The sequence below is a fragment of the Marinobacter sp. GH_1 genome, from assembly GCF_048595985.1.
Classification (GTDB): domain Bacteria; phylum Pseudomonadota; class Gammaproteobacteria; order Pseudomonadales; family Oleiphilaceae; genus Marinobacter; species Marinobacter shengliensis.
The window spans coordinates 1,508,849-1,530,876 of the sequence record NZ_CP184460.1; the positions used below are offsets into that span (position 1 = coordinate 1,508,849).

The following is a 22,028-nucleotide window of genomic DNA, read 5'->3' on the forward strand; positions in this document are numbered from 1 at the left end:
CCTGAAACAAATGATCCAATGAGGAACAGTCAAATGAGCAAGCGAGCCGTTATTGTTGTCGATATCCAGAATGAGTACTTTGCCTCCGGCAAACTGCCTCTGGTGAACATTGAACAGGCAGCCGCCAAGGCTGCCCAGGTGATAGATACAGCGCGTCAGAACAAAGACCTGCTGGTGCATGTTCACCATGAGTTTCCGGACCCGGATGCGCCTGTATTCACCCCGGGTACAAACGGCATCAACATCCACGAATCCGTGGCACCAAAAGGTGATGAGCCGGTGATTCTGAAGAATTATCCCAACTCATTCCTGAAAACCAACCTGAAAGAGCTGCTGGATGCCAGCGACATTGAGGAAGTGGTTGTGATCGGTGCCATGAGTCACATGTGCATCGAAGCCACCAGCCGAGCCGCTTCAGATTTTGGCTACAAGGTCACTGTGCTGGAAGATGCTTGCGCCACGATGGACCTGGAGTTCAACGGCGTGAAGGTGCCGGCGGCACAGGTTCATGCCACGGCTATGGCGGCTCTTGGGTTTGCCTATGCGAGTGTCCAGTCCACCCGGGATTACCTGTGAGGATCTTGCTCTTCGTATCTGTCGGGTGGTTGCTCCCGTAAACTGAAGCCGACCGGCCAGAAACATTTCAGCCGGTCGTTTCAGTGGTATCGTTCGGCCCGGATCTATTGCTGGACGGCCTCATATGTTGCGTGCAGATTCCAAAAATCTGAACGTTCGCTTTGCGACCAAGGCCGCGGCCCGGAACTCGGAATATAAGAGACTGACCGCATGTATCGCGACCGTAGCGATTCAAGCGCGGCCCAATATATCGGTTGTTGCTTCAGTGGATATCGTAGTTGCCGGGCCCGCTGATTTGCAGGCACCAAGTGTGTCGGCTTCCTAAGGGCTTACTGCGGTCGTAGTGATGGATCCGGACACTGGGGATGTGATTCTGATGAAGAGCCTGCCCCACCCGGAACACAAAGGACGATTGCGCGGTGATGAACAAGTGAAGCACTTCTAGGTGCGGGAAACATTTAATCAGCGTGTTCATGTAGTCCACTACTTCTTTGATGAGACGCTGCTGCTTGTGCTCCGAGCACAGTTGGTCGAGGCTCGCTTTTCCGTTCGAAAAGTTCATCGAGAACATCGGGACGTTCGGAAACTTCACGTTCATATCTTGGCGATCCATCAGTATGCTGAATTCCAGGCAAAGTCCTGCCTCGGTGTCTGACTGCGGTGTCTCTGGCAGCCGAGTTGATTGAAGCAGGATACCGTTGTCCGGCTCGTCATTGTCATGCCACCCCCCCGAGGATCGATCGTAGTCTCGTATGTGGATCTTCTTCTGATTGCCCCATACAAACCCCGCGAGCACGACCATGGGAACAGCTGCGATACCACCGTACATCGGCAGGTAATTATTTGGCCCGGAACCGTGGGTGATCTTGTCCTTCGCCTCAGACATCTTCGCCTCAAGGACTTTCAGGTGGTCCTTGGGTGATTTGTTTCGGCCATCAATGAACACCATTTCTTCTGGAACACCAGAGTACGCTGCTGGTAGCTTTTTCAAAATCCCACGAACTTGTGAGGTTTCGTAGCTAAGGTGCTCGATGCACACAATGCGCTTACTACTCTGAGACCGGTGATGAGCGGCAAAGAAGAAGATTGCAATGACGAAGCAGGCCAATGCTGCGAGCGCCAAAAGGATTTGGATCCAAAGCGCTGTTTCACTTGAAAAGACACTGGTATCGACCTCGATGTCAGTTCCGGGAACCGGGATTGAAAACACTCCCCAAGCCCAAAATGAGCCGACCAGCGCCAGCAATAATGTGCCCCCCAAGCCCAGTGCCTTCACCCCGGCGCTTAGGTTTGTTGGCCGAAGGCCAAAAAATATGGAGATCCAGCTCCGAATTGACGCACCCCAACTTCTCCTTTTCATCGGCTCGCTCGTTCTTTCCGTCAAAAATTTATTCATTTTATCGCATCATATTCATATAAATTGCTGATTACTAATGTCTTGGAGAAAAAGATTCACAACAAAGATTTGTAACGCCTTGTATCTGTCTCCTGCGTCCCCAGATCATTAGGAATGCCCACTGAGCCTAGAGGTCTCGCCCTTGAACAACCTGCCTTCCTCTCCGATTAATGACATCCTTGAGCAAACCTGTGCCGCCCTGGATATCCCCAGAACCAAAGCTGAAGAAGCCAAGTCCCGCTATGAATCGGTCGGGGCCTGGCTCCAGCGTGAGGCGTCCGAGCTTCGAAACTACGACCCTAAAGTGTACCCCCAGGGATCCTTTGAGTTGGGAACCGTGATCAAGCCGATGACGGACGCGGACGAATACGACATCGACATCGTGTGCGCCCTTGATAACACGCCATCGGTGTGGGCCCAGCGGGACCTGAAATACCATGTGGGTAAGGAGATTAAGGATTACGCAAAGGCCCAGTCGTTCAATGAGCGTCCGGTGGAAGGCAAGCGTTGCTGGACTCTGAACTACGCCAATCAGGCTCGCTTTCACCTCGACGTCCTCCCGGCTAAGCCCGATGCCAAAGGTATGCGGGCCATGCTTGAAAGTCGGAATTATAGCGACGTTGATCAGACCGACTACGCCATCAGCATCACTGACCAGACCGACGACAACTACGAGACCCCCTTCGGGGAATGGCCGAAGAGTAATCCAAAGGGCTACGCCAACTGGTTTCGGGAGCAAATGAAGACCGCATACGAGAATCGGCGAATGGTCATCGCAGAAGCCCGTAAAGCCGATGTTGAGGATATTTCCGACTATGACGTCAAGACTCCCCTCCAGCAGGCGATCCAGCTTCTCAAGCGCCATCGAGACAAGATGTTTCTCGACAACGGCAACGTCGATGACAAGCCGATCTCCATCATCATCACCACCCTGGCAGCGAAAGCTTACAACAACGAGAGCACGGTCGAGCAGGCTTTGCGATCAATCCTGAATCACATGGAGGACCACATCCAGAGATCCGGATCCACTTACGCCATCCCGAACCCGGTCAATCCAGCGGAAAATTTCGCCGACAAATGGCCGGATCATCCCGAGCGACGGGATGCGTTCTTCGATTGGCTGGAAAAGGCGATACAGGATTTTGGCCAGATTCTGAATGCCCAGGACTTTGCAGCTCAGGTGGCGGCACTTGAGGCACTGTTGGGGCAGCGTGTTGTGACTGAGGCCCAAGTGCGTCGGGACTATCAGAGCGGTGGGAATCTTGAGCGGATTCTGGAAAGCGTTAATCCGAAAGATATCTTTAAGGTGCCCCACGCAGAGAAACCTTCATTCCCGCTCGCTACGCAACCCGGTGCTGAAGTGGTTATCAAAGCCAAGATCGGCAAGGGCACACCAACAACACCTCTCCCAGACAATGCGCCACCGGTGCCAAAATATCGGGATATCCATTTTGAGGCGGATCTTCACCGGATTTCCGACTATGACATCATCAAGTGGCAGATCGTTAATACGGGTGTTTATGCTGCATTGCAAAAAGGGCTTCGCGGCGAGATTGGGGCGGCCAGAACCATTGGCACGGGCAAGCGTCACGAAGAGCAAACCTTGTACACGGGTTCTCACTGGGTTCGCTGCTACGTGATGAAGGATCGTGTATGTATCGCCAAGAGCGCCCCGTTCGTCGTCAATATCCAGTGAAAGGGCGACCGTGCGGTGCGCTGCGGGCGTTACCGCAACATCTGAATGTTCGCTTTGCGACCGCAGGAAACACCAGCAGACGCATACCAGAGATGCGATGACGGTAACAGGTTAACAGTCGTTGGTGACATAGGTGACTGTCGGAGGTGTGCCTGGAGAAGCCGCGTGGTCGTAACGAAGATAACAATTGGTGTCTTCTATCGCATTGCGGTTGACCTTACCTCCTGGTGAACCCTGAATTGATGCAGTAGTAATCACAACGAAGGATGCAGGAGGTGCGTCGGTACCCCATGCCAGATCGATAGTAGAATTACTATCCATGGCTTTAAAAACGTTGTTCGGATCACGAAAGCCGCTTGGCGCCCGGCTGGCTGCCGGATAACCATATCGAAGCTCTATATCGTCAACGCCATCTCCATCCAGATCAATCGTTGAGTTTGGCTCACCTTGAACTCCCAGCACTAGCGCTTTGGTATGAACTATGTTGGCAGCTGACAATACGGCTCCCCCAATTGACTCAAGCACCGATATGTTGGCTGCGGTTGTCAGGTTCGCATACCTTGGCAGGGCAAAAGCAGCAAGAATTCCTAGAAGCACGATAACCACGACGAGCTCAATCAATGTAAAGCCAGATGGCTGCGATGGGGCATGTCTGTTATCTCGCATAATGTTTTATTGACCGATTCTAGGTGGAGACGGTAGTTCCGCCGCTTGGTCGCCAGAATAGCTTGGACCTTTTGAACGAGCAATGATCGGACTAACGTTGCCCGAGACGGTGGTGAAGGCTCGAAAGGTGCAAGCATCTAACTTCTGCGATCAGTATTCACCCACCGCCGAATCCAATCCAAAGCACCTTCCGAAGGGCTGGAATTACACACCCCACGAACCTCGCCAAGCACCCACGTCTTGTTATGACACTCAAGCGATATGGTTAAACGCTCCGGGTGGACCATCCGGTAAATGAACACTTCCCCGAGGGCAACCGGAACGTCGTAGCTGCCCACGCAATGGCGCATGGATGCCCCTTCTTCCAACAGTTCCAGCCAGGAGCGCAAAGGCTCTATCCCTTTAATTGGGGCGAGGGGCGGCTTTGGATAGTCGCCGTGTTCCTCAGAAAGCTCTTTCGCCAGGTCTTGGCGCTTCTCTTCAGAGTTTCGGCTGTTTGCACTGTTGAACCGTTCAACCAGGCGGTCATGCTGGGCCTGAAGAGCTTCTCTGGAATGGATGCCTGCAAGAACCTGTTCATTCCGGCCGGCCATGGCCAAGGTGTCCCGAATCATCCGGCACAGCCAGGACATATCGACTGCCGAGGTGTGCTCGTCTACCAGGTTTAATAGCCCAGGCCACAGTGGCCGGCGAATGCGGTTAAGCAGCCGAATGTGGTTCAGATGAAGGTGAGGGTGGTGCCGCATCAAGCCCAGGTATTCCGGGTTCTGAAGTGCGGTATGAATATCCTCCAGCTCCCAGGGTAATAGCGAGGACAAGGCGAGGCGGCGTACCAATCGAACGAGGGATTTGCTGCCCGGAAGCCCAATCGCTTTGAGGATGTCGGAACGCTTACCGGCCAATAACTCATTAAACGCTTCGAGCGACCATGACTGTTTTTGTGCATGGCCGACCGCCAGGATAAAGAGCAGGGGAGCATCGTTGGCCAGTTCACGCGCCGCCTCGGAGGTCGCGCAGGCCTGTGCCAGCTCAAAGTCCATCGCGGGCATTAAAGCGGCAACCGCTGAGACAGACTCCGGCAGCGCATCACAGAGACGCCGACCTGCATCATCTTCCAGCGTAAACAAGGGTAACCCTGGTGGCTCCAGAAATCGCCCTTCGGCAATCGGGCCATCATCGTTATAACTGATCCAGTGCAGAGGTTGTCTGGAATCCCAGCCGCTAATCGCGACGCGAATCGAGTAGTTTAGGACGGTGCCCAGGTCGTAAACGATACCGGGTGATTTCATTCCTGCGTGATCCATATCTGTTCGAATAGAACAAGATAATAAAATAAAGCGACATATACAGTCGCTCAGTCTATCGATACTAGGTGGGAATGCTGATTAAACGAGTAAGGCGACATGAATTTTACAAGCACGCTGTTTTTGGTTGCGGCCCCGGATATAGCTTTAACGTTTCCTGAGCCTCGCTTCCTCTTTGTTGATGACAAAAAGGCTAAGGCAATGTCCCATCTGAGTCTCGCTACGCAGTATTTGGCGGGCCCAGATCGCTGGCATGGAGTCGAGAGCTTTCTTTGGGAAGCAATGCGGTGGTTTGATATTGCGTCGGAAGACCTTAAAGACGAAAGTCTGATAGTCGTCCTCTTGAATGATTCGGACTATGTCCGCGAAGAAAAGTGTGTATGTATGGTCGCTGTAGAGGACTCGCCATATTACCTGCTAACCATCTTTATCTCAGACAGTGTGGGTCAGTGCACTCGCACGGACGCAGCATACGTCATAGAGTCTACGAGGTTTGCGAGCCTGAAGATGGACCGAAGCCGGCTGAACAGGTTTATCCAGGCATTGACTGCCGGCAGCTCTTTGACGTCCAATTGGGCTAACTTTCACGCAGTGTCTTCAATACTAGTTGAACAAGGACTGATCAATGGATAAGAACGAACACGAGGTTATAACGCTGAACTACCCAGAGAATATGTCTGGCGGGATAATGGTGTGTGGTTATAATTTTGGTTTTTCTCTAGAAGATGAAGCGAATGAAATGACTGGCATTCAGAAGGAGCGAGAAGAAAAGTCGTTCTTCTCGGATCCGTCAGTTAATGGTACCCGGTTCAGGAACAAATTAGTCACTCTAATTCAAAGTTGGGGCGTGCCACTTCAGACAGATCCGTGTCACGCATCTGGCTTTGAGCGGTCATTCTTCCAGACAAATTGGATTATGACCCAGACTCGTTCAATCACCGGCTCAGAAAAGATCGACATTGAAACGCTAGTCGAGAATTCTGAGAGCATCTTGAAATTGATTGAGCGTCGGGCCCCCCGAGTCATTCTCTTTGTGGGTAGCCAGCTCATCGAAGCTCTTAATGACATAAGGATTCGCGGTGAAGTTGAGCGGATTTTGGGAGCTCGGCCGGGTAATGCTGTACATCACGTCTCGGATGTCCCTACGAGCGGCCGGCAATTTAAAGTGCTTATCCAACAATTTCCGCATACAACAGTTGTTAGCATTCCCCATGTAACCGGTACCCAAGGCCTAAGGGACGACTACATGGAGGGTTTTGCTCCCTTGATGCGTGAGATATTTCTCGAAGAAAGTGTGGTGGAACAGTAACTGGGACGGTGTCCCGAAAGGGGTGATTAATGTGCGGTCGGTACAACGTAATCGACTCCCCCGAAGTCCAAACGCTGATGGAGCAACTGGGGCTGCCCGGTGTCGCACCCAGACCTCAGCACAACGTGCCGCCGGGCGGAATCGGGGAGTTCGTTATTGCGGCGGCGGACGACCGGTATCTGCTGCCAGGCATCTGGTCATTACTGATCGAACCAAACCCGAATGGTTATGGCTTCCGGCCCAACCCGAAGTTTCACACTTTCAATGCCCGCAGTGATCGCTTAACCAGCAGCCCACTCTGGAAGAAGGTGTATCCCACCAAGCGCTGCATTGTGCCAGTCAGCGCGTTCCACGAATGGAAGGACAAGCAGGTCTACAACATTCACCCGCAGAATGAAGCCACGGCACTGGCGGGGTTATGGCAATCCTGGCACTTCGGGGATGAGCAGGTGAATTCCTTCACCGTCATCACCCTGCCGCCGCACCCGAGGTTCAGCCACATCCATCCGAAAAGCATTCCGCTGATGCTGCGGCCGGAGGAGTTTGATTTGTGGCTGGATCCGGAGTTTCACGAGACGGATGCGTTTCAAGGACTGGTGCGAACCCATATCTCGGCCCCGCTGGTGTGTGAGCCGGTGCGGAGTACCCATATCCTGGAGCCGATGGGTGATGTGGAGGTTATTCCCGCTGATGGTTAGTTGGTTTTAACGAACCCACCAGGAAATAAAAAACACCGGTGCAACCACCAGAATCGGAATCTTCAGCCACACCGGGAAGGCCTCCCATTCCTCCCATCCGGCTCCGTGGTCATTGAAATAGCTGATGCAAAGCATCGACACCACAGTCCAAAGAACCAAACCCACCGCAATCAGAATCAGCATCATCATCCACCTCGCTGAATGTTAAACACAAACGTCATTGCATTGGCATTGGTGATGGTCAACACGTGAATGCTGGCGACATCTTCGCGCATCTCCAGGTTGAGCAACTCCAGCAGGGGATTCTCATAGCGCAGCTCCGCAAACCATCGGGCATAGAAATGCTGAACGGCTGAAGCAAGGTCACCGGATTCGGCGATGAGTCCACAACGCAATAGGGCATCAGGACAATGGGGCTGAGCGCGAATGAACGATTGCTCGCTGAATACTGAGTCGTTATGAATCAGGGCATTAAAAATGTCGTGCTGGAACCCCAGCATGGTGGAGTCGAAGTCGTAGGACTTTGGGGTAAACCCGTGTTCTACCAGGAGGAAGGCAAAGTCTTTATGGTTCAGGGCAGGGCTCCTCATGTAGTTGATAGGATTGGCAAGCGGCTTTACTTGGCCAGCACAAAAATCTAGCATGGCTTGGCGTCATATCGTGTCGCTTAGGCTGTCGACTTCAAGAAAAGACAAGGATCCCGCCATGTCCAACACCGCCGTTCGCTACCTCACCATGCTCCGGATGGTGCCCCGGCACCCGAAATCCATCACTACCACCGAGTTGGCGGGCAGGCTCGAAGAGCAGGGGTTCTCGGTGACCATGCGTTCTATCCAGCGGGATCTGGAAAAGCTGAGTGCCGACTTCCCACTACTGGTTGATGAGGAGTCACGGCCTTACCGTTGGTCGTTCGATCGAAACGCCACTATGGATATCATCCCGGCGCTGGACCTGCCGGCAGCACTGACCTTCGAACTGGCGAAGGCCTACCTCTCACCCATGCTGCCGCCAAGGGCGCTGTCTCACTTGAAGCCTCACTTCGATGAAGCCCATCGCACACTGCTGCGTGAAAAGAATCCCCTCGGCCAGTGGCCCGACCGGGTTAGAGTGATTAATCGCGGTTTGGGCGGAGAGCGCCCGGCGATTGATGCGGATGTGCTGGAGACCGTTACCGAAGCGTTGTTGCGGGAATACAAATGCCGGCTGGTTTACCAGGCTCGCAGCTGGAAAGTGCCGGAAGAGATCGTTGTGCATCCATTCGGACTGATCTTCCGGGACCCGAACGTCTACCTGATCGGCACAATTGAGGGCAGGGAAGGTATTCGGCAGTTGGTGCTGCACCGGGCGACGTCGGGTGAATTAGTGGAAGAGCAACCAGACCGGCCAGAGGACTTCGACCTGGATATCTACATACGCTCCGGCGCCATGGGCATTCTGCATTCTGACTCGCCGGTCTACCTCAAGCTCCGCTGCGACAAGCCCGCTCTGAACCACTTGATTGAGTCGCCGCTGGGTTTTGACCAGATAAACCGCGAGATTGATGACTCCACCTTCGAGATCGCCGTCACCGTGGGCGACACCCAGGATCTGCGCTGGTGGCTGACTGCACAGGCGGTGCACTGCGATATTCTGGAGCCGGCCTGGCTGCGGGAGGAGATTTCATCAACACTGGCAGCAGGCCTGAAACGCACCAAGGACAGATCCTAGTCGAATTATTTTTCATCCGTATCGCGACCACATATGTCGCAATAAAAGTGTAATATTCGGTCGCCATCAGTCGACACATACATGTTGACGGTGGGGTATTTTTTAGGCCGATAAAGGATGTCGAAATGAATCTAAGAAAAACAGCATTACTAGTGGCGCTAGCGACTGGAATCCACGCACCCGTTTACGCTATGGAAGCTCGTCCAGGCTATGCGGGGCTCACTTTGGGACAGGCAACCGTTGATGATTTCTGTGATGGATCGGAATCGTCATGTGATGACAGTGCGGTGAGTTTCCGGGTTCACGGTGGAACGGAACTGAACAATTTCGTGAATCTCGAATTCGGTTATCGCTACATTGATGACCTCGAAGCCTCTGGTTTTATCAGTGGATTAGGCGTGGCCGTCGCCGTAAATGGTCATTTTGTAGATACCACGCTTCAGCTTGGGATGCCGGAGACCGGCCCGTTCAAGTTCTTCGCCAAAGCTGGTCTTATGTTATGGCGCTTAAACTATGAGGCCGCTGCCAGTAATGGATTCCAGACTGTCTCAGTTAGCGACGATGACACAGGCGTTGCATTAAGAACTGGATTAGGCATGAGCTACCAGATTTCGGACCGTGTTCGTTTAAGAGCAGACTGGGACTTGCTGTTGAATGTTGGCGATGAAGACGAAACCGGAGAAACGGATATCCATGTGTTCTCTGTTGGTCCGGAGTTCCGATTCTGAGTGATCGTTAGTTAGCTGTCCCAAGGCTCAATAGCCCGAAAAATCCCGGTTTTGGTCATATCGCGGCGCAGTTCAAATGCGGCCAGGGCCTCAACCGGGTCGACCTGACCCAGGTTGCCGAAATGTATTGTGCCCCAGGCTTCGCGCTTAACCTTCACGCTGTACAGGTACTTGTCTTCTACACGGCCGGTGGCCGCATTGGTAACCTGCGTAAAGCCAGAAAGCACCACCGTTTTTACCGAAGGCGCGCAGGCAAACCCTTCACCAATCAACCGAAATCCCATGCCATGTACATGGGCCATGTAGAGCTTTCTAACAGCGGTATCGGAAAGCTCATTAACGGACACTCCAATACCCCGCTGATACAGGCGCAATTCTGTCTTCGGGAAATCCTCGATCTCGGGCAGATCCACATCCAGCATCAGGACGTTACCATCGGCGCTCAGCTCGAAGGACAGACTGGTTTCCTGTGGCCAGTCGATATCCATCAAATGGTCATCCAGCACCAATTCCATGGCCGGCACGCTCGCCTGTTGAGCTCGTTGATACAACGCAGCCCGCTGGCCCTCCTTTCGCCGATGATTCTCTCGCTCTGATTGCCATTGCAGCTGCTGCCGTTGGTACTCTGATACCCGCCGTTCATTGCTGTTCAAAATAGCGTTGCGTCGGGCCGGACAGAGCCAGGCTTTCCAGTCGAGCTTTCTGGCCTCCGGGCGAGCCGGTTCTGTTTGCTCGAAGGGCTCTGGCACCAGTTGGGGAAACTGGTCCGGCGCCGGAGTGCCCAGATGGATAGAGCCGATCTGTTCCATCATCCGGTTATGGGCATCCACCTGTTCCGCCAGGTTTTCCTTCAATGCCTCGTTGGCATAGGCTTTGGCCACCGCCATGGCTTCGTTGCCAAGGTCTACACCATTGGCATCCAGAATTGCGATCTCGCCAGACACAGTGTTCAGTTGAACTTGCGCGATACGTTCTACGATAGGAGGTAGGGCGGTGTCCTGGCCAGACGCTGTGGAAGCCTTGGCAGATCGCCGCCCAGACTTTTCTTCTTTCAGGAGTTTTTCACGGTACGACAAACCCGACCCCGGAATGCCCACGTTGCCGTGCAGCCCCTGTCGTCCCAGCGTGACATTGGCACCGCGCACCCCCGCGGAAACGCTCACACCACGCTTGCCAAGGTTCAGGCGAACGCCTGGGAAAATCTTAACGGTTCTACGAAAACGAAAGGCCATAGACTCCAACCGGTCGTGTTATCTGGTACGCATCCTATCATTTTCTTTGAAAGTTTATGACGTGGGTGCGACCGTCTTTGTCGCAACAAAGCGGTAATCTAAACTAAATACGTCACCTAGGGAGGGTAAGGCCCATGCTCAAACATGCTTTGTTTGCGGTTGGCATTCTGGTCTGGGTTTTCGGTGCGGAATTGGTCTCTGCCAAGGACAACTTTACCTGCCGAAAAAACAACCTTGGTCACCATATTTACACCTGCATGGATAGCACCTGGGGCACCCTCATGCAAAACAACTTCGGACACTATCAGGACTACCGCACCGGAGAGGTTTATCGGCAAAACAATATGGGGCATTTCCGATCTTCCGATGGGAAGCAAAACTGGGGGAAGGATTATCTGAACAACTGGCGAACCGGTATGTTGTGAAAATAGTCTTGGCCAGATCGTTGCACTGCTCGATAGCTCGATCGAAAGATACTAATCCGGATTAGAATAGATTTTCGTGGAGGGGAAACTATGAGTGGTATTGGTAAGTTCATTCTGATTAGCATTATTGTTGCATTGCCAATTCCGCCTGCCGTCGCGGCTATTCTTGCGGTCATTGTGGCGCAACTTTTGAGAGATTTGATTGTGTTTCTCAAGTGCCCCGAAAAAAACAATCATATCAGATGTTAAAAGATATAGAACGGCTCTTCACCTTTATGTCTCAATGGACGATCATCGGACTAACACAAAAGTAATTTTTGAAGAGCGACAACGGATGTCGGAGCCTGACGCTGCGCTGCTCACATCCTGTTTCCAGTTAGTAAATGTCGGCAGGGTACCGTGATGACTTTCATCTTTAAGGTCGCAAGAGTTCTTGGCAGAGAGCAGACGTTCATGCAGTATTTAGACTTTAAGAAGCTCCCTACCTTTTAGTTTTAACCTATCGATCATGCCATTTTAGAAAGGGATGTGAATGGAATTCTTGAATCTTTTGTCACACTTGTTACCTGATTTTCCTGCTCTAGCAGAGAGTTCCCCACAGGGCCTAGCGACAATCTTCTGGTTATTGATGATGCTAGTTTTCTTGGTTGCCCTGTATTTTGTAGGACTACATTTCATTCGATTCAAGCGACGTGTGACAGCACTCTGGAGCCTGATCAAGGATCAGGATAAAAAAGCATTAAGCGCCAACCGCCGGGAAGTTCTTAACAAAGCAGAACAGCTGAAGGACGATGAAGTTGGGAAGCTCTGGCGCGAATTCGACGAAAGCCTCGTTGTCTCGGGTGATCATAGCAATCTTTACAACACCCTCGATGCCGATCACTTTTTTAATGCCAAGACCTTAGCCAGCGGGCTGACTGGAAGCAGACTTCTAGCGGCCACCCCAAGTTTTCTTGTCGCAATCGGTGTGTTGGGTACCTTTGTGGGGCTAACAGTGGGGTTGGATAGCCTGAACCTGGTGTCTGGCTCCAGTACAGATGATCTTCGTGATGGTATCGACAACCTGATCCAGGGTGCTTCAGTGGCGTTCATGACATCGGTCTGGGGTGTTGGCCTGAGCTTAGTCTTGAATCTGATTGAGAAAATCTTTGAACGATCTGCATTAAGTCAGATTAGAAAAGTACAGCAGGAGATAGACTTTCTCTACCCCAGAATTCCCGCTGAGCAGTCATTGGTCCATATCGCTGATAGCAGCCGAGAGAGTAAAGAGGCCCTGCAGGAGCTGCATGAACGTATTGGAGATCGCCTGCAAGAAAGCATCAAAGGTGTTAGTGATTCGATGGAAGAAGCATTCACTACAGCCCTGAACCGAATCATGGCGCCTGCAATTGAGTCTCTTGTTAATAATGCCAGTCAGCAGTCTACGCAAGTCCTGGAGCGTCTAGTTGGTGATTTTGTTGAGGGCGTAAGTGGTGCCGCAAAAAATCAGGGTGCTCTTCTGGAACAAGCTGCAGCAGATGTGAACAACGCGGTTACCGGAATGAGCTCGCAGTTGGGAGATCTCTTTTCAAAACTTAATGAGCAGCAGGAGCGCCAAATCGAGAGCAGTCGGCATCAAGCGGGACGCTTTGAAGAGCAGGTTGCCAAAGTTGCCGACTCAGCTACGGCTAGTCAGGAAGCCCTCGAGAGTCGCTTCAAACAACTGACTGACGACATGATGTCTCGCCTTAATTCCCAGCTATCTTCAGCAGATGAGAGGGAGGCTGAGCGGCAAAAACGCTTTGCAGATCAAACCGAGAATGCAGTCGATCAGCAGCAGAACCTTTTCAACAGTATTGCTGAATCTGTACGCGCTACGCAAAGCCAGAGCCAGCAGCTTGCGGAACAACATCGTGAAATTCTCGTCCAGCTTGCTCAGGTCACCGATTCTATGTCCGTAAGTAGCAAACATCTGGATAGCAGCTCAAACCAGCTTGGAATGCTGAGCTCTCAGGTGCGGCAAGCGAGTGAGATGCTTGGCTCTCAGTTAACTCAGGCGGTTTCGACTATTGAGGCTGCTGGTGAACGAAATTCAGAGCTGTCAGAGCGCCTGAGTGAGCAGTCCCGGTTACTCGAAGACCTGCAGAAGACCATCCGGGATAGCATTCAGCAGTATGGTGATGCAGCGAAACTTACGAATGAGGGGTTTGGAGAGCTTAAGGAGCATCAAAGAGATTGGCTCAGTTCGATTAAATCTGAATTCAGTCAGCTATCAGAAAGCCTCGCTGATCAGGTTTCCACTATTGAGAAGCAAGCAGAGTCTTGGCTCAGTGCATACTCGTCCCAGGTAAACCAGCAAATCGAGGACCGGATGGAGAAATGGAACTCCAGCTCAAGGGCTTATGCAGACTCAATGCTTCGGGTTGTCGAAAATATGAGCAGCATTCTTGATGAATTGGAGGCCCGTTGATGGCCCTACTTCGTTCCAGCAAATCCACCTCTGTAGATGAGGAGAATCCATATTGGATGTCATTTTCCGATGTGATGTCGGGCTTGTTGGTGATCTTTATCTTGGCCTCGGTAATCCTGATTCTTCGGTTAATGGAGCTTCAGGCCCAAGCTCAGGAGCAAGTTGCAGATTTTGAGGAGGAAATTGCGCTTCTTAGGAAAGCAGAGGAGGTTCGTCGAAACATACTTTCCGAAGCTGCCGACGTGCTGCGAAGCCGCGGTATCCAGGTTGAGGTCAGTGAAAACAGTACGGTACTGAGGATACCCAATCATTTGCTCGGGTTCGACACGGGTGCCGATGAAATTGGGCAGCGGTACCGCGAAACGGCCTATGAGATTGGCTCTGTTCTTCATCAGCTGATCACCAAAGAAGATCGCACAGATTATCTTGATACGGTGTTTGTTGAGGGGCACACCGACAGCCGTCCTTTTACAGGAAGATTGTGTGGCACGAAAGGCAACTGGTGCCTCTCAACTTTTAGAGCTATTTCTCTTTGGCAGTTCTGGGAAAGCGCATTGCCAGCGGATGACAAGTTGGGCGACCTCAGGAATGGTGACGGTAATACCCTGTTTTCCGTTAGTGGGTACGCGGAGACGCGGCCTGTAATTGAGCACCAGGTAACCGAGGAGGATTTTAGCCAGAATCGCCGGATTGATATTCGCTTTACTATTCGCCGGCCGACAAGTTCCGACTACGAAAAAGTTCGAGCGAAAGTGGACCTGAATCAATGAAGTTACCACCACTTCCCGGAATTGAGCTGGAGTGGCCGGACCATGTTGCTATCGGCTGGAATCGAATAGTCGAAAAAACCAAACTCCATGCACAGGCTACTGGTGGTGGTGATGCGTTCAATCAAATGTGCGCGCGAATCAAACGCTCTGTTCGTTTCGCTGACTTTACAGACCTTTACGATGCCTTGGAATCTCGGTTGGGCGCAAGAGCATTAACCTGGCTATGGATTCACGAGCAGGTTGTATTTCGGGCCAGTTGTCGTGAATCGGTATTGAGTGCGCTTACCCATAAACAACAGCCTAGGCTCACGCGCCTAACACTTTTACAGCTCGTTCAGCTCTATTTCAAAGAGTTCGACCAACTGGATGCGGTGGATAAAGGTCTATTCAGGGCCTTAAGCGAGACTATACGATCTCAGGTCACAAGAATCCCAGAACAAAGGCACGAGTCTGAGTTCGGTGACCCCATTTCCGCCATCAAGGCTAACTCGGATTGGATTATAGGTAGTGATGGCCCGGCAAATCTTGCCGAGCAGGTCCGCGAAAGTGGCCAGGAGCTCGAACAGCGATTCGCCGAGCTAGGAATGGTCGGTTTAGACGCCGGACGATACGGAGACATTTGCAGGGCGCATTATTATATTGAAGCTCTGAAGGTGGTGCCTGTTGGGGTATGGGATGAAATTTTCGACGAACTCCTGAAGCCGTCGGTCAGTTTGGCTCCGTTTGGTGATGGCAAGCGAGTTGGGCACGTGGCACTTGAACTCATCATTGACAGAGCCGGCGATGAAGTCTCTGAGCCGTGGCAAGAATTCGTTCTTGGTATCGCGGGAGATCCGAGGATTCAAAGTGGTTCCCGAACCTACCAGGAGTGGTGGAAGCCGCTCGGGGAGGAGCGGGTGGAGAAAGTTCGTGGGTGGTTATCTAAAGAGGACCTCAAGCTCTTTTTACAGGCCCTTGAACAATATGGCATCGAAAGTCGAAAGGCTGATCTCCAGCGAATGTTTCCGTCCAGAAAGAGGTTTTTGGAGGGGCTATACAAACAAAAACGTATTCGCACCACACGGCTAATGCTGGGGAATAAAGCCCAAGAAATCGTAAAGAAGCTGCTTGGTGAGGACATCAAGACCAATTTTGCGAGGCTTGACGGAACATTAGCAGATAAGGCTATTATCTACTTGGATTGCGGTGATTTTTTTCTCGTTGAGGGATCACATAGCTTCAAAATATGGGTGTACTTGGCCAGGCCGGGAACCATGGTCTGGTCTTATGAGTTCCCCAGTTTTACTCACCATGATTTGACCAGAAGAACACCTGACCAATATAGCGCCATGTATGACTTGCCACACGAGTCCGTTACCCACAACGGGACCTGGCAATCTAAGGTGATAAACTTTTTGGCAGAACATGGTATCGAGCTGGATATTGAAGGATTACTGACAGCACAAGAGTATCGGGGGCATCTGGCTCGCTACGGTATGCCGGTTATTAAATCCCCTAAGACCAGAGTTCCAGCTCCGCAAGAGCTTCCACCTCGTCTGCAAGTCAGGCCACCAAAATTGATGGAGCGAAGGCGGGCACCCAGGTTTGAGGATCTTTTCAAAGAGAAAGAAAAAGAACCCTTAAGTGCTGTCGACCGGTATTTGCGTGGTAACCGTGAAGCGGAGTCAACTAAATCCTCTCCCGCTGACCCGAGAATATCGAGATCTCATGATAATAGAGAGCTAGCACAACTATCTGAAATAGAACAAACGGTCTTGGGCTATATGGCCCATAACCCCGGGGTGAAAGCTCGCCATGTCGCCACTCTTCTAAACATTCCACTCAAAGATCTGATAACAATGTTCACGGGCCCGTTATCGCCCTTTGTAAAGCGTGAAGACCTGCATACCTGGATGATTCGGCCAGAGTTTATTCATAAGTTCAAATAATGTCAGAGGCTTCTTATGGGTTTGTTTGATCTACTCCGCTCGATGGTGTCCGGTGACAAGGCTGAGGTTGACGGGCAAAGTGGCTTCTATCACCGGGCAGACTCTTCAGGAGTGTTGTTTTATCTGGACCTTGCAGAGCTGAATGAGTTGAAGCAGGGGAATGGTTCGACTTTAAAGAAAATGCAGCTCATTGCTCTCAGGATGTTAGAAGAGCAGGGCCTTGCGGACCCCATGGCGAACGGTTTTCATGTAAGTGCAAAGCATATTGCGGCCTTGGATGAGGATCATGCGCAGATTATGGGGTTGCCAAAGCAATTTTCCGGCCAATTCCAGACTGAGATTCATGGTAGAACCGGGCATAGCGGTTTTCGAGTGTCAGGATTAGCGGTAGTGGATGGCCGGCCAGTGCCATACCAGCTTAAAGGGCCTTTTTTGTCTCTGACGCCCACTGAAGTCTATCGCCTCAACCCTGCGGAATTATTTGCTTTAAATGCTTTGGCGTACCACCAGAGTTTACCGCCCGAAGAACGTGGCGAAAGCGAGAATCTGAGGCTGATGGCTGCACTTCAAACAGCCCAGAAGAATGGAATGCGTCTTGACCTCGGGCATTTTGAAAAACTGGATGTCGTTATCCCTGAGGGCATTGGTATCACCGCATCTCAAATGCCCGATGGCGGTCTTTTCCTTAGCCCCAGCATTGGTGATGGAACCGCACCAGATGATCTCGACCGCCGGTGGGCTCAGTTGGATCTTAACTCCAACTCCGGAGGTGCGCTTAGAATCGGAAATCGGGTAGTGCTTTTAGAGCCCGAAAAGGTAGAAGCCGTTAAGGAGGTTCTGGGAAATCGCCGAATACCCGCCGACAAAGTAAAAGAATTTATTCAAACACCCAGTGCGTTTCTGGATGCGGCTCTCGTAAACCTGGAACTTGGCTTCTCCATAAGAGTTCAAGGTGTAGGCAAGCTTCAGCACATGGAGTTCGGAGAAGGCGACGCAAAGAAGCAAGATTGGTTTGCCCTGGACAAATTGCCCGCGCCTCCGGAGGCATTGGCGCAGTCCGTTCAGTCAGAAGAAGAGTTATGCCAGTTTCAGGAAGCACTTGACGCAGCTTGGGGCCAGGGCGCAGAGACAATCGTATTTAACGGAGAAACATTTGACGTTTCTGACAGAGGAGCTGTTTCCAAACAGCTAGCTCAGATTAAGGAATCCCTTCGGAATCCTGTGCGCAAGGATATAACTCAGGATGACGATACTCCTGAGAAGCAGGAAAAGTTAAGCCTTGTTCTGAAGGAAGCGGAGGAACTTCACGATGAGCTGCGGCAGAAAGCTCTCGAATCGACTGTAAGCTCAGATCCTGACTGGAGCAACTATGCCCGAGAACCTTTCCCCCATCAGAGAGAAGGTGTTCTCTGGATGCTCGGCTTGCTAGATCGGGCCCGGAGCGAAGACCCCGATGACCTATACAGATTACAGGGCGCGCTCTTGGCTGATGATATGGGGCTTGGGAAAACTTACATGAGCCTTGTTGCTGCGGGTGAATACCTGAGTAAACAGGAGAAATCAGGGAAACAGCAAAAACCCATTCTTGTAATCGCGCCACTGAGCCTGCTAGAAAACTGGGAGGATGAAGTTGGTGTCACGTACAAGGGAGCTCCCTTTAAAGACATCGTTGTTCTCCAGTCCGGCCGTGATCTCGCCAAGTATCGGGTTAAAGGTGAGAAACGAGAAACTGTCCAAATGGCAAAGATGCTTGAGGATGACCAGATTCTTGATGAAGATTCCATTCGCTACGCGCTTCAAATAGGCCCGGATGCTGGAGCTAAACGGCTGGATGTAGAGCGGCGGTTGGTATTGGCAACTTACCAAACCCTTCGTGACTATCAATTCTCCCTGTGCCGTATCGACTGGGGAATGGTGATATTCGATGAAGCGCAGAACATTAAAAACCCGAACACACTACAAACTCGCGCTGCAAAGGGCCTGAAAGCAGATTTCAAATTGCTGGCAACGGGCACCCCTGTGGAAAATAGTTTGGGTGATTTTTGGTGCCTGATGGATACAGCCCAGCCGGGCTTGCTGGGCAGCTGGCCGGTATTCAGAGATACGTGGATTAAGCCAATCCTTACTGCAGATGAAGATGATCGCGATTCTGTCAGGGCATCGTTGGGACAAGAACTTCGGGACGCGGTCGGCCCCTTTATGCTCAGGCGGGTCAAAGAAGACCAGTTAACCGGTCTACCCTCAAAAACGATCCGGTGCGGTGTTTCACAGCCGGAGTCGGGGAATCTGGTTTACGACCCTGGCCTGGGCAGCACTATGGAAGGCCTGCAGCGCCAAGCCTATGAAGATATTCTGAAAGGCTACCGGCAGCAGCAAGCCACAGAAGATATGCGAGGTAAAGCTCTCGCCGTTCTTCAGCAGCTAAGGGAAGTCTCGCTGCACCCTAGACTCCGACATGAGGCAGAACTGATGGCCGATGATCCGGCCTCGGCAAGGCGAGTAATGCAGCAATCAGCCAAACTCCAGGTATTGCTTAAAACGCTGGATGCTATTAAAGCCAGGGGCGAAAAGGTGATCTTGTTCATGGTCACGAAGCGCCTGCAAAGACTTCTAAAATTGTGGCTGGATCAGATCTACGGGTTGGATGTTTCTATTATCAACGGAGACACGGCTGCTGTGGCGAAAAAATCCGACGTTCTCAGCCGAAAGCAGCTGATCACCCAGTTTGAGGCAACTTCAGGTTTCAATATTTTGATTATGTCACCGGTTGCGGCGGGCGTTGGCCTAACTGTGGTTGGCGCTAATCACGTAGTGCATTTGGAGCGCCACTGGAATCCAGCTAAAGAGGCTCAGGCGTCAGACCGGGTTTACCGAATCGGCCAAAAGAAACCGGTAACCATTCATCTCCCGGCCGTGCTCCACCCAGATTTCGATGCTTTTGATGTGCATCTTGATCGACTGCTGCGTGGAAAATTAATGCTGAAAGATGCAGTAGTAACGCCTGAATCTGTGAGTGAGAATGAAGTTCTCAAATCCATGGGGCTTTAATCTAATCGCATATCGTTAGCATGCGATTCAGTGGAGGTGTCTTTTATGGGCGTTGAGTGTTCGCTGCCAACACGATCGGGTTCAAGCTCTAGTGTAATCACGCGTGGTTTGATAATTGCGCAGCCGTGGATTGGCAAGATCCTCCGAGGGGAGAAAATCTGGGAGATGAGGAGTACTCACACATCTGTGCGAGGGCCTATCGCCTTGATCGAAAAAGGGAGTGGCCTGATAGTCGGCGTGGCATCCATTTCAGACTCAATAGGTCCCTTGGGCTTTGAAGATATCTTCGATAACGAGGTAAAGCACAGGGTTGGCCCGGAAATCTATACCAGAGACGACTACACGTGGAATCATGCCTGGGTTTTGAATCAAGTATCTCCCGTCTCGAAGCCTGTGAAGTACAGGCATAAAAGTGGTGCGGTAATCTGGGTGGAGCTTGATTCTGGCGCTAGAGATGAGCTGAATAGCCAGTTATCAGGCAAAACCACTGAATGCAATCTGTCTCAAGTCCCGATTGCTAAAGATGGCAGCTGGTTTGGCAGAGAAAACTGCTGCAGAAAGGGTTACTACACTGTTGGTGAAAAAGGATGTGAGCAGCGTTTTACCGATTATCAGGCAGCGTTGGATTATCTCAGGTCCATGCAGACGGCCAAATGGCGCCGACCCAATGCGAAAGGTAATTGGGGAATTGTTAGTGCTGTAGTCTGGTCTGATCCTCAACCTACCCCATTTTTCCGCAATTCCTGATCCAGGTGCGACGATAATTGTCGCATTACCGAGTTATCTTGATGGCTGGGTCAAATCCCCCAAAGTCGTGTAGCATACAAACCATCGCAAACTGCTACGGAAATTCGGCAACCAGATGCAAGAATTCAGCTACGACAGCGACTTAATTGGTGGCTCTCTCCTCGTCAGAGAGTCCCGGGTCATCGCCGAGTTGCTGCTGGCGCAAGCGGACGAAGAACAGTGGAAGCAGGCGATTCAGGTTGAAAACCGCCTGCAAAAGCGCAGCCCGGCCACTGCTAAACGCCAGGCCAGCGCCTTGCGCAAGCGCCTTGAACGTTTGGATGAGCCATTCTGGCGGGCACTGCGGGATGGTGACGACGAGCTGGCCACGCAGGTTGCTTTTGTGGCCGCGCTGGAGAGGAATTTGTTGTTAGTGGAGTTTGTGGAAACCGTCCTGCGGGATGCCTTTATTTTGAGGGCGGAGAAATTGGCGCAGTACCAGTGGATGGATTTTCTGGAGGATCGAGCCCACCGAGATCCCACCATAGGGACCTGGACAGAGTCCTCCAAAAAGAAAATGGGCCAGGTGGCATTCCGTATCTTGGCCGAAGTGGGGCTGTTGCAAAGTACCCGCAGCCTCAGATTGCAGAACATATTGGTGCGGCCCGAGGTAAATGTGCTGTTGGAAGACAGCCGCCGATACCGCCTCAAGGCGTGTCTGAATGTGTCCAGTACAAACCCGACTTAACGGGCATAAATAGAAAAACCAGATCGATGGAGCGCGTGCATGAGTCAGCCGTTACAGGACCGGCTAAATCAGATTCCGGATAAGATCCTTTCCGAAGAATTCCTTCAGGGGCAGGGCCTGGGCAATGAAATTGGCTTCTGGGTCTTTGACTATGCGCCGGAAGAAGAACTCAAGGTGCGCGAATACCTGGTTTTTCTGACCAACTTCCTGTCCAAAAAACACAGCCACCTGAACGTCGCCAGCATCAACCTGCTGGAAGTCATGCGCGACTACCTGGCCGACCGCAAGTTCCTGGATAAAGCTTGTGATATGCAGGTGAAGAAAGGCGACAAAGCGCTGCTCAAAGCCCTGGCCGGCCCCATGCATATGGACAAGTTCGCCCCTTACATGATGGAACAGACAAACGCTGCCGAGCAGGACATCATCCTCATACATGGTGTTGGCTCCGTCTGGCCGGTACTCCGGGCCCACAACCTGCTCAATAAACTTCACGGCCTGCTGGGCCATAAGCCGGTTGTGCTGTTTTACCCGGGTGAATACAGCGGCCAGAGCCTGACTCTGTTTAATCGCATCCCCAGCAACAACTATTACCGGGCCTTTTCACTGGTGCCCCGTACCTGAT

20 protein-coding genes are annotated in these 22,028 nt (G+C 51.8%); 14 read left to right on the plus strand and 6 right to left on the minus strand.

All coding sequences use genetic code 11. The features are described 5' to 3' along the window. The first annotated feature begins 33 nt into the window (after positions 1 to 33). The gene (locus ACNSOI_RS06935) at positions 34 to 576 is read left to right on the plus strand and encodes a cysteine hydrolase family protein (protein ID WP_008175532.1); all 543 of its coding nucleotides are present in this window, start codon (positions 34 to 36) and stop codon (positions 574 to 576) included. 262 nt (positions 577 to 838) lie between these two features. Here ACNSOI_RS06935 and ACNSOI_RS06940 read toward each other — a convergent pair whose 3' ends face one another. Then, complete coding sequence (locus ACNSOI_RS06940; protein WP_420195412.1) at positions 839 to 1,972, minus strand: SAVED domain-containing protein; 1,134 nt, start codon at positions 1,970 to 1,972, stop codon at positions 839 to 841. 142 nt (positions 1,973 to 2,114) lie between these two features. On the opposite strand from ACNSOI_RS06940, the gene ACNSOI_RS06945 reads away from it, so the two are divergent. Further along, complete coding sequence (locus tag ACNSOI_RS06945) at positions 2,115 to 3,668, plus strand: nucleotide-binding domain-containing protein (RefSeq protein ID WP_420195413.1); 1,554 nt, start codon at positions 2,115 to 2,117, stop codon at positions 3,666 to 3,668. A 111-nt stretch (positions 3,669 to 3,779) separates the two neighbouring features. Here ACNSOI_RS06945 and ACNSOI_RS06950 read toward each other — a convergent pair whose 3' ends face one another. Then, the gene (locus tag ACNSOI_RS06950; RefSeq protein ID WP_420195414.1) at positions 3,780 to 4,334 is read right to left on the minus strand and encodes a type II secretion system protein; all 555 of its coding nucleotides are present in this window, start codon (positions 4,332 to 4,334) and stop codon (positions 3,780 to 3,782) included. A 137-nt stretch (positions 4,335 to 4,471) separates the two neighbouring features. After that, the gene (locus tag ACNSOI_RS06955; RefSeq protein WP_420195415.1) at positions 4,472 to 5,623 is read right to left on the minus strand and encodes a PcfJ domain-containing protein; all 1,152 of its coding nucleotides are present in this window, start codon (positions 5,621 to 5,623) and stop codon (positions 4,472 to 4,474) included. Positions 5,624 to 6,263: 640 nt separating this feature from the next. Here ACNSOI_RS06955 and ACNSOI_RS06960 point away from each other — a divergent pair. Beyond that, complete coding sequence (locus ACNSOI_RS06960) at positions 6,264 to 6,947, plus strand: hypothetical protein (protein WP_420195416.1); 684 nt, start codon at positions 6,264 to 6,266, stop codon at positions 6,945 to 6,947. A 29-nt stretch (positions 6,948 to 6,976) separates the two neighbouring features. Continuing rightward, positions 6,977 to 7,645 carry an SOS response-associated peptidase gene (locus ACNSOI_RS06965; RefSeq protein ID WP_420195417.1) on the plus strand — a complete coding sequence of 223 codons (669 nt, stop codon included), beginning with the start codon at positions 6,977 to 6,979 and terminating at the stop codon, positions 7,643 to 7,645. Positions 7,646 to 7,651: 6 nt separating this feature from the next. Here ACNSOI_RS06965 and ACNSOI_RS06970 read toward each other — a convergent pair whose 3' ends face one another. Together ACNSOI_RS06970 and ACNSOI_RS06975 are read right to left on the minus strand one after the other, a co-directional pair. Continuing rightward, positions 7,652 to 7,834: a hypothetical protein gene (locus tag ACNSOI_RS06970; protein WP_420195418.1), complete on the minus strand. Its 183-nt coding sequence runs from the start codon at positions 7,832 to 7,834 to the stop codon at positions 7,652 to 7,654. Further along, complete coding sequence (locus tag ACNSOI_RS06975) at positions 7,831 to 8,289, minus strand: hypothetical protein (protein ID WP_420195419.1); 459 nt, start codon at positions 8,287 to 8,289, stop codon at positions 7,831 to 7,833. Before ACNSOI_RS06975 ends, ACNSOI_RS06970 begins: the two co-directional genes overlap by 4 nt. Before the next feature lie 61 nt (positions 8,290 to 8,350). Here ACNSOI_RS06975 and ACNSOI_RS06980 point away from each other — a divergent pair, with 61 nt between their 5' ends. Together ACNSOI_RS06980 and ACNSOI_RS06985 are read left to right on the plus strand one after the other, a co-directional pair. Next, positions 8,351 to 9,352 carry a helix-turn-helix transcriptional regulator gene (locus ACNSOI_RS06980; RefSeq protein WP_420195420.1) on the plus strand — a complete coding sequence of 334 codons (1,002 nt, stop codon included), beginning with the start codon at positions 8,351 to 8,353 and terminating at the stop codon, positions 9,350 to 9,352. A 125-nt stretch (positions 9,353 to 9,477) separates the two neighbouring features. Continuing rightward, complete coding sequence (locus ACNSOI_RS06985; protein WP_420195421.1) at positions 9,478 to 10,080, plus strand: outer membrane beta-barrel protein; 603 nt, start codon at positions 9,478 to 9,480, stop codon at positions 10,078 to 10,080. Between the two features lie 11 nt (positions 10,081 to 10,091). Here ACNSOI_RS06985 and ACNSOI_RS06990 read toward each other — a convergent pair whose 3' ends face one another. After that, positions 10,092 to 11,312 (minus strand): DUF4236 domain-containing protein, encoded by a 1,221-nt coding sequence (locus tag ACNSOI_RS06990; protein WP_420195422.1) that lies wholly within the window; start codon positions 11,310 to 11,312, stop codon positions 10,092 to 10,094. Between the two features lie 134 nt (positions 11,313 to 11,446). Between ACNSOI_RS06990 and ACNSOI_RS06995 the strand changes: the two genes are divergently transcribed. The 8 genes from ACNSOI_RS06995 (at position 11,447) to ACNSOI_RS07030 (ending at position 22,027) form a co-directional block, all read left to right on the plus strand. Beyond that, complete coding sequence (locus ACNSOI_RS06995) at positions 11,447 to 11,737, plus strand: hypothetical protein (RefSeq protein ID WP_420195423.1); 291 nt, start codon at positions 11,447 to 11,449, stop codon at positions 11,735 to 11,737. A gap of 532 nt (positions 11,738 to 12,269) precedes the next feature. Beyond that, positions 12,270 to 14,186, plus strand: coding sequence for an anti-phage ZorAB system protein ZorA (zorA, locus tag ACNSOI_RS07000; protein ID WP_420195424.1), 1,917 nt, complete (start codon positions 12,270 to 12,272; stop codon positions 14,184 to 14,186). After that, complete coding sequence (locus ACNSOI_RS07005; protein WP_420195425.1) at positions 14,186 to 14,956, plus strand: OmpA/MotB family protein; 771 nt, start codon at positions 14,186 to 14,188, stop codon at positions 14,954 to 14,956. The genes zorA and ACNSOI_RS07005 overlap by 1 nt, the downstream gene beginning before the upstream one ends. Beyond that, positions 14,953 to 16,884 carry an EH signature domain-containing protein gene (locus ACNSOI_RS07010; RefSeq protein WP_420195426.1) on the plus strand — a complete coding sequence of 644 codons (1,932 nt, stop codon included), beginning with the start codon at positions 14,953 to 14,955 and terminating at the stop codon, positions 16,882 to 16,884. Before ACNSOI_RS07005 ends, ACNSOI_RS07010 begins: the two co-directional genes overlap by 4 nt. Before the next feature lie 15 nt (positions 16,885 to 16,899). After that, on the plus strand, positions 16,900 to 19,932 hold the full coding sequence (locus ACNSOI_RS07015; RefSeq protein ID WP_420195427.1) for a DEAD/DEAH box helicase: 3,033 nt from the start codon (positions 16,900 to 16,902) through the stop codon (positions 19,930 to 19,932). 204 nt (positions 19,933 to 20,136) lie between these two features. Then, entirely contained in the window at positions 20,137 to 20,679 is a 543-nt protein-coding gene (locus tag ACNSOI_RS07020) for a hypothetical protein (protein WP_420195428.1), read from the plus strand. Between the two features lie 115 nt (positions 20,680 to 20,794). After that, on the plus strand, positions 20,795 to 21,406 hold the full coding sequence (locus ACNSOI_RS07025) for a DUF1819 family protein (RefSeq protein WP_420195429.1): 612 nt from the start codon (positions 20,795 to 20,797) through the stop codon (positions 21,404 to 21,406). A gap of 39 nt (positions 21,407 to 21,445) precedes the next feature. Next, positions 21,446 to 22,027 (plus strand): DUF1788 domain-containing protein, encoded by a 582-nt coding sequence (locus ACNSOI_RS07030; protein ID WP_420195430.1) that lies wholly within the window; start codon positions 21,446 to 21,448, stop codon positions 22,025 to 22,027. Position 22,028 lies beyond the last annotated feature (1 nt).